The sequence below is a fragment of the Streptomyces sp. NPDC048269 genome (assembly GCF_040652395.1).
Lineage (GTDB): Bacteria > Actinomycetota > Actinomycetes > Streptomycetales > Streptomycetaceae > Streptomyces.
The window spans coordinates 1-14,802 of sequence record NZ_JBEZLW010000078.1 but is presented as its reverse complement, the minus strand read 5'-3'; the positions used below and the strand labels follow the sequence as shown (position 1 = coordinate 14,802).

Genomic DNA, 14,802 nt, shown 5'->3' with positions numbered 1-14,802 from the left:
CGATCACCCATCGCCTTCGAAAACGCCCTCCACCTCACACCAACTACGCTGGCACCAGCCGCATAACCCGTGTTCAGGATTCGGGGTCAAGGCCCGTCCTGTCCCAGCTGATGCGGGTGCCGCTGCCGCCACTGGTCACGCCCCGGGTGCTGGGGGTGGACGACTTCGCGCTCTACGGCGGCACCTACGGAACTCTCCTGGTCGACGCCACCACCCGGCTCCCGCTCACACTTTGGGAAGGACGCGACGCGGAACAGCTCGGCCGCTGGCTCCGCGACCACCCAGGTGTCGAGGTCGCCTGCCGCGACGGTTCCCTCGCCTACCGGCAGGGCGTCACCGCCGGCGCCCCGAATGCCGTGCAGGTCAGCGACCGCTTTCACCTATGGCAAGGCCTCTCCCGCCGAGTCCAGGCCATCGCCTCCGCCCACCGCGGCTGCCTGCCCGCAGCACTGCCTTCGATCAGCGATGCCGCTCCCGCACCGGTCGAGGAGCCCCTCGAGAACACCACCGCGGACACGCGTGCCGAGCGCCACGCCCGAAGGACTTTCGAAGCGGTTCAGGCCTTGACCCGTTCTGGTCGGAGCCACAGCTCCGTGGGCCGGGAACTCGGCCTGAACCGCCGCACCGTCAGCAAGTAACCGGTCGGGGAGGCCGGTGAGGCTGACCGATCCTGCGGTGACCGATCGACGGCTCGTCGGTCACCGGTCATGACCGATTCCCCGGTGACCGGTCACCGGCCCCTGGGACCGCCAGCCCCGAGCTGTGGTCCCGGCTTCACTGACTGGGGAGGCTGTGCGATGGGTTCGGTGCTGCGTGTCGATACCGACGGTGGAACGACCGTGATGCCGTGCCCGGGGGATGAGCTGCAGCGGGGCCTGCTGATCCGGGCCGGGGTCGGGGGCTCGGCCCGGATGCAGCGGTCTATCACCGTCGTGCCGTGCTCCATGTTCATGGCAACGGGCAGTTAGTACTCCAGTGTGACTTCGCGATCTACGCGCTGGAGGGGGCGGAGAGCCGCTGCCGGTAATGGCTGCGACGTGCCGAAGCTTGGTGGCTTCTGCCGCCAGTTCGACCAGTGCGGGAGTGCGTTCAGGGCTGTGATCGGCGGGCTGAACAGTGCGCCGATCAGGCGGCGGAGATCTCCAGGACCGTCAGGTCGACCGGGTCTCCGCTTTGGGCCGGGCGGTTGGGATCCACACGTCTGGTCGGCCTCGCGTCGTCGACTGCCGCGGCAAGGAACGCGATTGCGAGCATGGCCAGGGTGACGTGCCGGTGCCAGGCTGTCCAGTTGCGAACCTGGTGGTGGTCCAAGCCGACCTGCCCCTTGGCCGCCTGGAAGCACTCAGCCGCTGCATCGGACCGGGACGCTATGGCCGGCGTGCTCCGCCAGATGCCAGCAGTTCTTGCGCTCGGTCCCGGACAGCAACCCGAGCAGATAGGCGCGGGCCGCGGCCCGAGGTTCACTCGCTCGAACAGGCCCGCAATCCGACCATGGCCTGGTCGAACAACGCCTGCCATCGAGCAGGGTCTACGCTACGGCCCGCGGCCACCGCACGATCTTCAAGAGTCCACACAAGCCCTTGATCATCTCGCGGTGGCCGCACGCATCAGGCGTCGTAGTACTCGCCGTCGTCACCCTGGACCTTCGCCTCCAGAGCATCCGCCACTTCGCGCATCGTCGCAATCACCGCGTCGCTCGGGTTCTTGGACACGATCCGCCCGGCGCTCCACCACATCGGGGCCACCTCGAGGCCGGGATCGGCAGTGACCACCGCTTCCAATCCGCTGCGGTGACGTCCTGGCCCTCACCGTCAGTTGTGTTCGCGTGGTTCGTCGCCTGCCGTCTTGGCCTGCTTGCGGTAGGCCCCCGGCGGCGATCCGAAGTGTCGTTTGAAAGCTTTGGCGAAGGCGAACTCCGACGTGTACCCCGTGTGCTGCGCGATTGTGCTCAGCGGGGCCGGCGATTGGTGCAGCAACCGCGCCGCCGTGGCCATCCGCCAGTTGGTCAGGTAGGTCAACGGCGGCTCGCCAACCACCGAGGCGAAGCGGCGGGCGAACGCCGCGCGGGACAGCCCGGCGCGGGTGCCCAGCGACTCCACGGTCCAGGGATGGCCGGGATCGTCGTGGATCGCTTTCAGGGCCGGGGCGACTGCCGGGTCGGTCAGCGCGGCCGTCCAACCCCGGGTCCGCTCCTTCGGCAGTTCGGCGTACCACGACCGGAGGATGTACAGCAGCAGCAGATCGATGAGCGCCGTGACGACCGCGTCCGAGCCCGGCTGCGGCGCGTGGAACTCGGCACACAGCTGATCGACCGCCGAGCGCAGCACCGGGTGGCGGCCCGGAACCGCGGGGAGGTGGATGACCTCCGGTAGATCGCTGAACAGCGGATGCGGGCGATCAACGTCGATCGCGTACGCGCCGCACACCAGCACCGTGTGCGGCCCCCGTCCGTCCACGGCGACCTGGCCGATCGGCGAGGAACGGTCCACGCGCTCCGGTACGAAGTCCACCGGATCGCGGCCCGGTACATCGCACAGGGTGTGTCCGCTGCCGCGCTGCAGGAACACGATGTCGCCGGGTCCGAGCGCGAGCGGCGGCCCGTGCGGTGGCAGCAGGTGGCAGTGTCCTTCCACTACCACGTGGAATCCGGCTCCTGAGATGGGCTGGAACTTCAGGGCCCACGGGGCGTGCGCGTCGGTGCGAGTCACCATCGGGCGTCCCGTGCGCAGGACTTCGAGGGTGTCGCTCAGGATGTCCATAGCGCCACTCTAGTGCCTGCATGGCGAGACGATATGACAGGGAATCGAGATTTCAAGTCATTCAGCGTCTCGATATGGAGGCGTACGTTCTTGCCATGGCGGTTGCCGCACCCCGGCACTGCATCGACGAAGGAATGGATCCCATGTCTCTGGCTGGCAAGAAGATCGTGATCATCGGTGGAACCTCCGGCATCGGCTTCGCGGTAGCCCAACAGGCCGCGGCGGCTGGCGCGGACGTCGTGGTCGCCTCGAGGAATCAGGACCGCGTGGACACTGCGACGAAGCGGTTGGGCGAGCGGGCCGAAGGCCGCCGCCTGGACGTCGCCGACGGCAACGCCATCGCCGCGTTCTTCGAGCAGGTCGGGGAGTTCGACCACCTCGTCTACACCGCGGGCGAATCTCTGCTGATCAAGCCGTTGGTCGACACCACTCCGCAGGAGGCCAGGGCCGTCTTCGAGCGCCGGTTTTGGGGCGCGCTCCTCTCCGCCAAGTACGCTGCACCGCGACTGCGCGACGGCGGCTCGATCGCTTTCAGCTCCGGCGTCCTCGCGATCCGCCCCCTGTCCGGAACCGCGCTCACGGCAGGTATCACCGGCGGCATCGAAGCCCTGTCCCGGGCACTCGCCGTCGAACTCGCCCCTCTGCGCGTCAACGTGATCCAGCCCGGTGTGATCCGCACCGAGCTGTGGGACGGCAGTGTCCCGGACCCGGAGGCTTTCCTCCAGGGCGCCGGGTCCGAGCTGCTCACGCGGCGTGTCGGCACTGCCGAGGAAGCCGCGGCGGCCTATCTCTTCGTCTTGTCCAACGCCTACGTCACCGGCACCACGCTCGCGATAGACGGTGGCGCGGCACTGGTGTGACATAGGCGCCACGCATCTGGGCCCTGCCGCTGTCAGGGTCCGCTGTCAAGTTCCTCCAGTACCTCGTCTCCCGGAGCGACTTCGGGGGAGCGCGGCCGGTACGCCAGAAGGACATGGCGGCCGAGTACGGGGTCACGCCCCAGGCCGTCAGCGGCCTCTGTGTGACCTGAACATCGTGCTCAGGCCGCGCAGGGAGGAGCGCACCGGCAACTCCTACCGGCTTCACCCCCTCGCGGCGAAGTACGAGAGCCCCGAAGCCATGGAGGCCGCGTTCCGCACCGCCCTCGTCCGCATCCAGGTCGGGGACCTTCCCAATCTGAAGCTCCCGACGTACCACCAGGCGCCGCCCGCCCCGACGGGCCGCCCGAAGCTCCAGGTCGCCTGACCGGGGCTCGGGATCCGGACAAGACAGAAGGCCCCCACCTCGGTGGGGGCCTTCTGCGCCTTGGTAACAGTTGGTGCTCTCACTATTTCCGCCTCTCCCCAGGTCCGGACAGCTGGATTGCGCCGCACGCGACGTCCGTGTCCCCCATCGAGCCGCTCCGGGGCTGCCGCTGCCGAACCCCGGCGAGTTCTGATAGTCCACCGGTCGGACGGCACCCGATGTGGTGGGAGCACCTCACGGCTTGAGAGCGCTTGTATTCACTCGCTCCAAGGTGTGCAGGGTTGCGGTCCAGCCAGCTGCGCGCTGCCGCGCGTTCGTCCGGACGAGCGATCTCGGACGTAGCCAAGTAGCCGACGAAGGGGTGATTTCCTTCACGCGTTTGGCGGCGCAGTTTGGGTGCTGCTCTGTTTCACCGGTCGCCGACAGCTGTGCTGTGCCACCGAATCTTGCGCGCGTGTCTATGTGCTGCGCAGGAGCGAACGCCGCCGAAGGCGAAGGCGTTAGTCGGAGAACAACTCGCCGTGCATTTTCCAGTGCTGGGTGGCTGCGTTGCTGCCCGTGACGACGTATTGGCCCCTATTGGGGATCCTCGTCGTGCGATCCTTGCCGTCCACACTCCAATGCACGACGACACTCCATGTGCATCTATGCGAGGTGGCGTGGACGGACAGGGTGACCGACTCCTTGTCGGATTGCGTCACCTGGTACTTGGGAGATTTGATCTGCTTGCCGTCTCTGCTTTTAAATGCAATCTCTACGGGGCTGGCATCAGCCTCCAGGACCGTCGAACTATGGGGGATCAGGGACGTAGGTACACGGTCGTCATAAACGTGTACTCCCGCGGTGCTGGGACCGCAGTTCACTTTTGGTTCCAACTGCTTGACGACCACGGTCTTGTCTGATTTTCCGCGAAGGATGAACCAGAGTGTCTGTGAAACCGCTGTACCTCCGTTCGCCGTCGCCCATGAGTTCAATCTGTCATTTTCGACTTGTGCCGGCGGAGGCGCGAGGTCGCCGTAGGTCTTTCCTCCGAAGACCCATGCGCTCGCTGTGGGTCCTTCGACGTCGATGCTCAGCCCGTGTTGTTCTTTGCCCACAATGCGCCGAAGAAGGTGACCTGTGGCCGGCAGCAGCGATTCGGTCACGGCATACACCGTGATACTGCCGATCACGGCGAAAACCAGGCCCTTGACGCCAGGCGATTGACGCCGCCACCACCGCTTGGCCTCTGCGCGGAGACGAGCGCGACGCGAGGCCTCTGAGGGAGCTCGTGCGGGATCCTCCTGTGCCATGAGGCCACGCTAGAACCCCCGACTCGCACACCCGGTGCCCGACACCGCAACCCACCCGGCTGGTGGAATCCCTTTTGTGCCTGTGCATTGGAGCGAGGACAGCGAGGTGTTGATCGACGTGTGCAGTTTGTCGTCGCTACGGAGGCCCCTGAGGTGCATGCGGCCTGGCCGGCGTTGAGACCGGGCGGCGCATGCAGCTCGGCACGTCTTCCCTTTGGTCCGGGGCAGGCCGCGGTGCGCCTCTCGCCAGGCGTATACGGCGCGCGAGGGCGCGAACAGGGTCAGATCGCGGCGCCCGTTTCATGGGCCAGCGCTTGCAGGAGGCGGTCCTGGAACGCCTGGTCGTGGACCGCTTGGTGCGGTTGCTGCTGCTGGCGGTGATACCAGTACCCGCCACTCGTCAGGGCCTGGGGATCGTCGCTCGTCGCCAGCCACTCCTGCGTCTGGTGGCCGAGTTCGAGATCGTCCGGCGCGTTTGAGCCACCCATCTTCGTCGGCACCCAGCCCGGATCCACAGCGTTGCTCAGCACCCCGGGGCGCAGGCGGGCCACGGCGGCCGCGAGGGCCGTGACGAACAGCTTGCTGTCCGCGTACGAGCCCGCGTGCTCGCCCCGCCAGTCGATGCCGGCAAGCGAGGGGTGGGGGTGTCCACTGAAATGTGAGCCGCTGCTCAGGTACACCAGGCGGCGGGGTTCGCGCAGCAGTGCCGTGAGCAGGTACGGCGCGATGATGTTGACCGGCATGACCGCTGGGCCGCTCCACACGCCGGCATTGTGGATGACCGCGTCGAGCGGCTTCGCGTCGTTCAGCTCTGCGGCGATGCGCCGTACGGCGTCGCGGTCCGTGAAGTCGCCCACCACGATGCCTGCTCCTCGGTCCAGCAGTGGGCCGAGGCCGGCTGCGCGCTGCCGGTTCCGGGCGTGCACCACCACCTCGTGTCCCGCGGACAGCAGCGAGTGCGCTGCGGCCCGTCCCAGGCCGTCGGCGGAACCCGTCACCAGAATCCCACTGGTCTTGTGATTCACGGGGTCTCCTCATCGAGGCAGGAGGTGTCACTCCGTGTGACGCGGGGCGGATGTGTAGTCAGCATCCTGGCATGAGCCGGACAGCCTCGCGTCTCACGGAGCAGGGAGTCGTACCCCACGCCCAGTTCCAGCGCCGGGACGAGTACCGCGGCCGTGGCGCACAGGTGACCGCCTCGACACCTGGCCGCATCAGGGCGCCGAGTACTGCCGGGGTGTCCAGCCCGTCCCCGCTCCCGGCCACCTCTTTGCAGATGGTCTCGGCTGCGGCGGCGCCGCGCTGGCCACCGGGGCGGATTCGGAGCGTCCAGCCGGCAGCTCTGTCGGAGGTTCGGCGGGCAGCTGATGCGGTGGGACCGCGAGGCAGCGATTCACGGATGGGCTCACAACCCAACCTCGAAGGCGAAGAGCAGCCGCAGGGCTGGGGACGGCCGGCACTGAAGGGAGCACAGACCGCTTCCCCGAGACCGCTTAGAACCGGCCCGCCGATTCTCCATAGTCGGCGCCGCCACCCGGGATTACGCCAATCTTGACTGGGCCGCAGTCGGAATGATCTATCAACCTTGATTCCTTCCCGGCATCGCCTCCTTCGCGACCCGGTGTGTCCGGCTCCGGAACGCGGGTTCCGTTTCGCGCCGTCCGGTGCCGACAACCCAGGCCGAACAAGGAGTAGAAGCCCATTGAGGACCTCAACGGCAGAACCGGAGCACGCGTTCGAGCCACTTGTGTTCCGCAGTGGCCGGATCTGGCGGCAGACGGCCGACTTCGGCCGTGGTCCCGTGGTCTCGGCCTTACTTTTGGTCCACCGCCCGTAGCCGGGGGCGCGCTTCGTATCCCGCGGGTACGAGGGGCTCTCCATCCGGGGTGTCCTGGCTGACCCGGACGCGGGAGGGGGTGGTGCCCATGCCTGGGCGTCATCGCAGGAAGAGGCCGCCGTGGCGGACGCGGCTCCGTTCGTTCGCGAGCGACTGGGTCCACGTCGCGGGGTTCGTGGCGTACACGCTCATGGGCCTCTACTACGGACCGGCGGCCAGCTCCACGTTGAGCCCGTGGAGCTGACCGGCCGGGCCTGACGGGGTGCCGCAGCTGATGCTGCGGCACCCCGTACCTGCACCGTAGCCTCCTGGGGCAGAAGGGCAAACGAATCGGGCCACGGAGTTGGTCACGGTGAGGGGAAAGGAGACACCGTGGGCGGAACAGCGGCACGCAGCGGATCCGGGCTCGCCGTCAGCGCGGCCGCGGCCGTCGGCCTGCTCGCCCCCGGCCCGGCCGACTGCCCGACCGCCGCCGTGGTCGGCCCGCGACAGGAAATCAGCCCGGCCGCCCGCGCCGCCACGGCCAAGGGCATCCCGCACCAGACCCAGGGCGGGTACACCGGAGACTGGGCGAGGTTCGAGCAGTGGGCCGCCCGAGCCGGGCACTGCCCGCTCCCGGCGAGTGCGGAGACCCTGACCGAGTATGTCACCTGGTGCACCCTCACCCCGCGGCCGCGGACCGGCCGCCCGTACAAACCCAGCAGCATCGACCCCGCCATGGCCGCCGTCGCCGTCGCCGTCGCCCACCGGGCCGCTGGCCTCCCCCAGCCCTCCCAGACCGGAGCCCGGCTCGTGCTCCGCGGCTACGAGGCCGAGCTGAAGGCCACCAAGGACCCCCGGGGCAAGGCGCGCAAGGGCGCGGCTGCGACCCCGCGCGTGCTCCAGCAGATGATCGCCGCCACCGACACCAGCACGTTGATCGGCGCCCGTGGCTTTATTCACTGGTTGTGGGTTCTGGCACAGATCTTGGGGAGCAGTCGCAGAGGGTTACTGGAGGAGGTTTCACTGTGTTTCCCCGGTTCCATCAGATCAGCGGTATCGGCAGCAATCGCGCTCCGGCGTGCCCGGCTGGGCCTGTCTCTTCGGCGGAACGGCAAGGTTGGGGTGCTCAGTTCCTGAGGCCGACGGTCCCGGGGGAGCGCCAGCGATATCCTTGTCACGACCTCGCCAACGCTGTACGACTCGCACCTGGACGTGGGCGTCAGCCGAGGCGGTGACGATCCGCCCAGCGCTGATGGCTAGGCCAGGCCGTCTGCCGCAGTCTTGCCCCGCGGTGATATGGCCTGCGGGTCCGAATCGGTGTGGCCGCGATCTACACGGCGGCCATCTCGTGCGCCACCGGGCACCGCGGACCATTTCACGCCGCCATCCATGGAACACGGCAGGTGTGGGGGGCCATTCCCTCTGGACACAAAGTCTTGATCACTGTCTTGCGGATCGCCCGCCATGTCCGCAGGGAACACACCAAGTGGACGCGCAGCTCGATCAGTTGCCGTGCGTCGCTGCTCTGAGCAGGATGTTCCACGGCCCACTGTTCCGCCAGAAAGTCGTACACGTCATCGGTTGACAGCTCACTCCCGGGAAAAGTGTGTGCGACGGTCTCACCGCTGATCCGGGCGCTCCGGGAGCCGACAGCGTCCTCAACGAGTTTCTTGACCCATGCCAGCCCCTGCTCATCTGCGTACAGGCCGAACTTCAGGTCGCGCGTCCTCATTGCATCAGACCTTTGCGATTGTCGTCACCGCTCTTGGCGAAGACGGTGGTGAACCAGGAGTAAACCGGAGCAAGCGTTGGTGATGCGGGCCATTCATTGATCATTGCCAGGAGCTGCCAGTAGCGCTCCGCGTGTGGGTCGGCGGTTGTCTGCAGGCGGGCGAGGAGCCAGCGGCGCAGATCGCTTTCGCCGGCACGCTCGAATGCGTGGGCGTAGAGACCGCCCAGTGAGTCTGTAAGGGATGCACCCTTGGCCGAGGCCGGCAGGAGGCCGGAGGATGCCGCTTCGTCGATTCGTTCACGCATCGCTTGGTGAGAGCGTCGTGCAGGGTGCTGACGTCCTGCTGGGAAGGCTCTTCCGCCTGGTCCTCAGCTGTGCGGCGTATCGTGACACGGAAGTCTGCGTTCTCGGCCTGGGAGAGCGTGGCGAGTCGGTGCATGTGAGGTCCATCTCCATGGTGGTGGGGCCGCGTCTGGCGATTGCGTGGAGTACTGCCCGGCGCAGGCGGAGAGTCTGGATCTGCACGTCCAAGGCGTTGGCGTGTGCTTCCGTGACTTCCAATATGGACGCCTCCCGGTCCAGCACCTTGCGCACGGTCGCCAGGTCGAGCCCAAGATCACGCAGCGTGCGGGCTAGGTCCAGGCGTGCGAGTGCGTCGAGGCCGTAGAGCCGGTATCCCGCCGGGCTCCGGTCGGTTGGCGGGACGATGCCCTTGTCGGAATAGAACCGGATGGTCTTCACCGTCAGGCCGGTCCGGCGGGATAGTTCTCCGATGGAATAGAGCGTGTCGCTGTCCATGCCCCCAGCTTGATGTCTCCCCCCACGGGAGACTCAACCAGGGCCGAGACTTCCTGCGAGGACCACGGGCTCTGTGCACGTGCTCAGAACCCCCGACCAGCGACAGACCAGCATCGTCGCGAGGCGTTACTGGAGCAGGATCATTTTGCGGAGTAGTTCGAATCCGGCTCGACCGTAGAGCTGTCTCTTGATCTTCTTGATGCGGTTCACGGCGCCCTCGATGCTGCCGGAGCTCCAGTCCAGGGTGAGCCCTGCTGTCACGGCGTCGAGGTCCGGGAGCAGGTGGAGTGCGAAGCCGGTGAGGCCAGGTAGTGGCTGGCATCGACTGCGTCGATCCGGCCAGGGAGTGTGGCGCCGAGGCGGCCGCTGAGTATCTCGCCGAACTCGCGGACATGCCTGGCGGCTGTGTCCAGTTCGGGACAGCGGGCCAGGACGTCCTTCAGACCGGCCCGGTCTCCTTCGTCCAGGGCCGTGGGGTGATGGGTGAGCCAGCCGGTCACCTGCCGCACCGTCGGAGGCCGTAGCGGCGCGTCGGTCGGAGCCGTCCGCAAGGTCGCGATGTGGGCACGAACCATCTGGTAGGTGACGGGCGCGTTGCCGGCTAGAAGCTCACGGTGGAGGCGGCTGACGCTGGTGCACCCCTCGGCGAATCGACGCTCCAGATAGGGCTTGTAGGGGTCCAGCCTGCTGGGCCGAGGCTGGTTCTCGCGGATGGTGTCCTGCCAGTGTGCGGCGGCCGCGTACCGGAGCACGGTATTGAGCCCCCAGCCCAGGTGCCGGGCGATCGCCCGGCGTGAGTGGCCCTGGGCAAGCATCTTGTGGACCAGAGCGTGTGCGGCCTTCTTCCGCTCGGCCCGCCGGCCGAGAGGTTCGCAGTCATCCTGTGGCCGACTGGACTCCGGGCGCATCTCGTCAAGCAGTGCGTCGCCAGGCAACGGGCCGTGCAAGCAGGCACGGTGGGCGGCAACGCAGGTCTCCACGGCACGGCCGAGGCCCTGCCACAGATGGAACCGGTCAGCGACCTGCAGAGCGTCGGGGGCACCGCGCCGGGCGCCCCCGGCGTATGCGCCCGCCCGGTCCCGGCAGATGATCTCCACGCTGGGGTGACGGACCAGCCAGGCGGCCAGCGGCCCGGCTTCACGCGTCGGGAGCACATCGACCACGCGATGGTCTTCGACGCTGGTCAAGACCGTGGAGTAGGTCTGGCCGCGGCGGATCGCGAAGTCGTCCACGCCCAGCACACGCGGAGTACTGAACAGTGGATCGGGCAATGCCATGACCCTACGTAACAAGGTCATCCGTCCCGCGCCGAAGCCCAGCTGGGCAGCCAGCCGGGCGCCGGCCCGCCCGGCCAGCGCGAGACCCACTCGCTCCAAGGCGCGGTTGAGCCGCCTGGTGAACCGTGCGTACGGGGCGGCCAGCCGCGAGAACGGCTCGGCGAAGGTCCGGCGCGGGCAGTCCCCCGACCCGCAGATGAAGCGCCGGACCGTCAGCCGGATCACAAAGCCCTGCTCAGCGAGCGGCAGGTCCTTCAGCCTCCGCTGATATCGGTCGTGGACCCGGTCCGAGAAGCGGCCACAGTCCGGACATCCAGAGCCAGCCGCTCGGCCTCTCGCCACCACCTCGACCGTGCCGAACGCGGCCGTCACCGCCTCGACATCCACATCGTCGATCCCGTCGAACACCAGAGAGTCCCAGAACGGTGCATCGGTCTGCATGACCAGCACCATCACCGTCCACAACCGACCGCAGCAGCGATCGGCAGATACCTGAGGGAGCGTCAATTCTGTCCGTGGGACGACAAGGCGTACGCCGTCTCACACGAACCCGTCTCCTCACAATCGAACACCAAGGTAACGCTCCGCGACGACTCCCCAAGATCTGTGCCAGAACCCACAACCAGTGAATAAAGCCAACTGGTAGTCGCCACCCACAGTGAGCACCCGGAGGCGGTCGATGTCCGCGGTGATCGCGTCGGTGTCCCCGGTGACGGCGTGTTGGAAGGCGAGGGCGAGGAGCACCTCGGCAGCGGTGATGCCGGAACGGTGATCTCGGCCCGCATGAGGTCCGCACGGTCGTCGAAGTCGGTGTCGTCGGTGCCGGCGTCCCAAACGAGCACGGCGATCTTCGTGGTGAGGGTGGTGGCTCGCTGGTCGAGGCCGCTCAGCAGCTGCTCGGCGAAGAGGATCTCGTCGCCAGCCTGAGCAGGGTCGGTGAAGGCGAGGGCGAGTGCCCGGTGGGCTTGGCCGATGGCCCGCTCTCCGGCGTTTCCGTCCTCCTCTGCTTCGGCGCGGGCAGCTTCGTACGCGGCGGCGGCTCGGCCAGCCCGGGCATGGGCCCACCAGATGTCGCCCAGGACGCGGCGGCCGCGGCCTTCGCGGCCGAGGGCCTCGGCGGTGGTGAGCGCGGTGGGGAAGTCGCCGGCGAGCCGGGCGAGGTGGGCAAGTCCCCGCCGGGTGGCGGGAGCGAGTCGGCCTCCGCCGTCGGCAACGGCCTGCATCCCCTGCCGGGAGACGGCAGAGTGCCCCAGGTCGCGCTGCGCCTTCGCCTGGTAGTACAGGGCCATCTCCGCGAGGTCGGCGGGCAGCAGCCCCGAGCCAATGACCGCGCCGAGCCGGCTGACGGTGTGGATGCGGTGTTCATGCTGGCGGCGAGCGAGCGCGCTGAGCAGCTCCACCAGGGCCTCAGCCGCCGTCTCCAGCCCGGCGTTCTCTCCGGGCCGGTGGGCAGGGCTGGGGAGGGGGAGGGGCTCCCACACAGAGTCGTCGACGTAGGCCCAGGCGGCTTCGGCGAGCCAGTCCAGGTCCAGGCGGTGGTCGCGGGCGACGGCCAGGCCCTGGCGCAGGCAGCCAACCAGCAGCGCCCGGTCCCGGCCGGTGCCCGCAGTCCACTGGGCGCCGAGGGCGCGTTCGGCGGCGGCGGTCCAGTCGGCGGGGGTCCAGCGGTCGTCCGTCGCGTCGTCGGCGGTGCGCAGGGTGGAGCGGATCAGCGCGTGGAGGTGGAAGAGCCACAGGCCGAAAGGGTTCTCGCGGACGAAGGGCCGCTCGATGAGGCGCTGGGCCGGGGCCTGGTGGGTCAGGCCGGCGGTGCGGGCGGCGAGGTCGAGGTCGAAGGCGTCCAGGAGGGAGACGGAGCGCAGGACGTGCCGTTCGTCGAGGTGAGGTCGGAGAGGGTGCGGGCGATGAGGGCGGGGAAGTCGACGTCGAAGTCGGCCGGTACCGGGGTGCGGCCGGTCCGGCGGAGTTCGAGGAAGCGCAGCACGGCGAGGTCGAGGTGGAGCCGCAGGCCGTGGGAGCGCTCGCAGATGACGGCGCGGATGTCGGCGTCGATCAGCGGCTGGCCGTCGCGGACCAGTCGGCGGGCGAGGTAGTCGTCGCAGTCCTCGGGGCTGAAGTCGCCGATCAGGAGCTGCCGGCCTTCCAGCTCCGCTCCGGTCGCGGTGCGGGGGAGGGGCACGTCGCGGGTGGTGAGGCCGGGCCAGGCTGCGGGTCCAGTCCAGTCGAGCTGTCCGTGCAGGGCTTCGTCGGCCCACTGGAGGCGGCTGCGGCCGGTGACGATGAAGAACGCGTTCGGCATGAGCCAGACCACGCGCTGCAGGAGGCGTTCGAGGTCCCGGCGGGTGCGGTCGCCGGTGTCCTCGAAGGTGTCCAGCAGGATCACCGGGACCACGGCCTGGTCGGCGGGGAGCTGGGCGAGCTCCCAGGCGAGGAGGTGCGGGTAGTAGGAGAGCGCATCGAGGTCGGGTTCGGCTTCGAGGAGGTCGGCGAGGCGGGCGCAGCCGGCGAGCGCGTGGACGGTCTGGCGGCGCTCGCGCAGGGCGGAGACGAGGGAGCCGGTGACCTGGCCGACGACGGAGCCGACGGTGCCGGGCAGCAGGAGGGCCTGGGCGACGTCGCCGAGCGCGGACTGCATCTGCTGCGGCAACGTCTTCCCGAACTTCGTGGCGAGGCCGCCACGCCGCAGGTACTCCTCCAGGGGTTCGCCGGGGTGCTGGGCCTCCCAGTACCGCTTCAGGGCGAGGTCGAAGGCAGGCAGAGGCCGGCCGACCTCAGCGAGGGCGAGGCGGATCGTCAGGATGACCCGCTCGAAGTCGGTGTTCGCGGAGCGGGCCAGGTCAATCCGCACGGGCAGCAGCCGGGGCCGCTCCGGCCAGGCGGCGGCACCCCACCGGCCAGGCCGGCTCTCCGTGTCGGCGAGGGCGGCCTCCAGCTTCCGGGACAGGGTGGTCTTCCCGATCCCGCCGACCCCGTGGAAGACCAGCAGGTTCTTCCGGGGTGCTTCCAGGTCTTCGACGTCCACATCGGGACCTGCCAGCCGGGCCAGGTGCTTGGCGAGCGCGGCCTGCACGATCTGCCACTGGCCCTGCCGGTTCGTGAACGCCTCCTCCGCGCTCACCTGCCGGTCGTTCGAACCGAACAGCGCCCTCAGGTCCCGACCCGCCACAACATCCCCCGGTGATCATCTGCTGCCAACTCGCTCCGGATCGGCAGTCCTTGGGCCAGCATCCCAAACAGGCCCGGGGCCGGTGTCCGGCACGACATGATCCGGCCGCTCCGCGCGGGCTGTCGGCACACATGTGAAAGTCGCGTTGGCGAGATTTTCGCAGTCGGCGATCATCTAAATGACACGGTCGACTACTGAGTTTTTCGTTAGTTCAGTGGGTGTGGTGGTCTTGTCAGTGGGAGGCTGTCGGGGTGTCGTACAAGCCTTCGCTCGCTGCCTCTGAATCTTCTGTTCCTCCTTTGACGCGGCCGCAGTTGGCCGAGGCGCGTCGTGTTCGAGCGGTCGAGTTGTTCCAGCAAGGCCGGTCGAATGTCGAGGTTGCGCGCATGGTGGGGGTGCATGCGGAGAGTGTGCGGCGGTGGAGACGTGTGTGGGAGGAGGGTGGTGCTCTCGCTTTGCGGCGGCGCTTGGCCACCGGTCGCCGGCCCAAGTTGGACGACGGCCAGGTAGAGGAGGTGCGGATCGCGTTGGAGCAAGGTGCCCAGGCGCATGGCTTCGAGGCCGATCTGTGGACCTTGGAGCGGGTCGGGCAGGTCGTCGAGCGGGTGACGGGGGTGTCGTTGTCGCGGGCGTCGGTGTGGCGTCTGCTGACCGGCCGGCTGGGGTGGAGTCTGCAACGGCCGGAACGTCGGGCGGTCGAGCGGGACGAGTCCG

General features: G+C 68.4%; 15 protein-coding genes and 2 pseudogenes. 5 read left to right on the top strand and 12 right to left on the bottom strand.

Annotation, left to right across the window (positions count from 1 at the left end):
* A partial coding sequence (locus tag AB0D48_RS36035; RefSeq protein ID WP_362407104.1) for a transposase occupies positions 1 to 638 on the top strand: 638 nt, incomplete at its 5' end.
* 487 nt (positions 639 to 1,125) lie between these two features.
* Here the strand turns inward: AB0D48_RS36035 and AB0D48_RS36030 are convergent.
* The 3 genes and pseudogenes from AB0D48_RS36030 to AB0D48_RS36020 all read right to left on the bottom strand — a co-directional run.
* Positions 1,126 to 1,344: pseudogene (locus AB0D48_RS36030) on the bottom strand (IS701 family transposase); the annotation flags it as partial.
* 263 nt (positions 1,345 to 1,607) lie between these two features.
* On the bottom strand, positions 1,608 to 1,772 hold the full coding sequence (locus tag AB0D48_RS36025) for a hypothetical protein (protein WP_362407101.1): 165 nt from the start codon (positions 1,770 to 1,772) through the stop codon (positions 1,608 to 1,610).
* Between the two features lie 39 nt (positions 1,773 to 1,811).
* Positions 1,812 to 2,759 carry an AraC family transcriptional regulator gene (locus AB0D48_RS36020; RefSeq protein ID WP_362407098.1) on the bottom strand — a complete coding sequence of 316 codons (948 nt, stop codon included), beginning with the start codon at positions 2,757 to 2,759 and terminating at the stop codon, positions 1,812 to 1,814.
* A gap of 143 nt (positions 2,760 to 2,902) precedes the next feature.
* Here AB0D48_RS36020 and AB0D48_RS36015 point away from each other — a divergent pair, with 143 nt between their 5' ends.
* Positions 2,903 to 3,619 (top strand): SDR family oxidoreductase, encoded by a 717-nt coding sequence (locus AB0D48_RS36015; RefSeq protein WP_362407095.1) that lies wholly within the window; start codon positions 2,903 to 2,905, stop codon positions 3,617 to 3,619.
* A gap of 175 nt (positions 3,620 to 3,794) precedes the next feature.
* A complete protein-coding gene (locus tag AB0D48_RS36010) occupies positions 3,795 to 4,004 on the top strand; it encodes a hypothetical protein (RefSeq protein WP_362407092.1) in 210 nt (69 codons plus the stop codon).
* Between the two features lie 500 nt (positions 4,005 to 4,504).
* Here the strand turns inward: AB0D48_RS36010 and AB0D48_RS36005 are convergent, their stop codons facing one another.
* Together AB0D48_RS36005 and AB0D48_RS36000 are read right to left on the bottom strand one after the other, a co-directional pair.
* Entirely contained in the window at positions 4,505 to 5,296 is a 792-nt protein-coding gene (locus tag AB0D48_RS36005; RefSeq protein ID WP_362407089.1) for a hypothetical protein, read from the bottom strand.
* 281 nt (positions 5,297 to 5,577) lie between these two features.
* Complete coding sequence (locus AB0D48_RS36000; protein ID WP_362407086.1) at positions 5,578 to 6,321, bottom strand: SDR family NAD(P)-dependent oxidoreductase; 744 nt, start codon at positions 6,319 to 6,321, stop codon at positions 5,578 to 5,580.
* Between the two features lie 1,184 nt (positions 6,322 to 7,505).
* Between AB0D48_RS36000 and AB0D48_RS35995 the strand changes: the two genes are divergently transcribed.
* Positions 7,506 to 8,252, top strand: coding sequence for a hypothetical protein (locus AB0D48_RS35995; RefSeq protein WP_362407083.1), 747 nt, complete (start codon positions 7,506 to 7,508; stop codon positions 8,250 to 8,252).
* 238 nt (positions 8,253 to 8,490) lie between these two features.
* Here the strand turns inward: AB0D48_RS35995 and AB0D48_RS35990 are convergent, their stop codons facing one another.
* The 7 genes and pseudogenes from AB0D48_RS35990 to AB0D48_RS35960 all read right to left on the bottom strand — a co-directional run bounded on the left by AB0D48_RS35990 (position 8,491) and on the right by AB0D48_RS35960 (position 14,088).
* Positions 8,491 to 8,847, bottom strand: a complete 357-nt coding sequence (locus AB0D48_RS35990) for a hypothetical protein (protein WP_362407080.1) — start codon at positions 8,845 to 8,847, stop codon at positions 8,491 to 8,493.
* A complete protein-coding gene (locus tag AB0D48_RS35985) occupies positions 8,844 to 9,152 on the bottom strand; it encodes a hypothetical protein (RefSeq protein ID WP_362407107.1) in 309 nt (102 codons plus the stop codon). The genes AB0D48_RS35990 and AB0D48_RS35985 overlap by 4 nt, the downstream gene beginning before the upstream one ends.
* Before the next feature lie 101 nt (positions 9,153 to 9,253).
* Positions 9,254 to 9,645: pseudogene (locus tag AB0D48_RS35980) on the bottom strand (MerR family transcriptional regulator); the annotation flags it as partial.
* A gap of 126 nt (positions 9,646 to 9,771) precedes the next feature.
* Complete coding sequence (locus AB0D48_RS35975; protein ID WP_327686263.1) at positions 9,772 to 9,906, bottom strand: hypothetical protein; 135 nt, start codon at positions 9,904 to 9,906, stop codon at positions 9,772 to 9,774.
* On the bottom strand, positions 9,903 to 11,375 hold the full coding sequence (locus AB0D48_RS35970; protein ID WP_362407076.1) for an ISL3 family transposase: 1,473 nt from the start codon (positions 11,373 to 11,375) through the stop codon (positions 9,903 to 9,905). The genes AB0D48_RS35975 and AB0D48_RS35970 overlap by 4 nt, the downstream gene beginning before the upstream one ends.
* A 50-nt stretch (positions 11,376 to 11,425) precedes the next feature.
* Positions 11,426 to 12,403, bottom strand: coding sequence for a hypothetical protein (locus AB0D48_RS35965; protein ID WP_362407073.1), 978 nt, complete (start codon positions 12,401 to 12,403; stop codon positions 11,426 to 11,428).
* A 317-nt stretch (positions 12,404 to 12,720) separates the two neighbouring features.
* Positions 12,721 to 14,088, bottom strand: a complete 1,368-nt coding sequence (locus AB0D48_RS35960) for a hypothetical protein (protein ID WP_362407069.1) — start codon at positions 14,086 to 14,088, stop codon at positions 12,721 to 12,723.
* Between the two features lie 218 nt (positions 14,089 to 14,306).
* Here AB0D48_RS35960 and AB0D48_RS35955 point away from each other — a divergent pair.
* Positions 14,307 to 14,802: winged helix-turn-helix domain-containing protein (locus tag AB0D48_RS35955; protein WP_362407066.1), on the top strand; the 496-nt coding region annotated here is incomplete at its 3' end.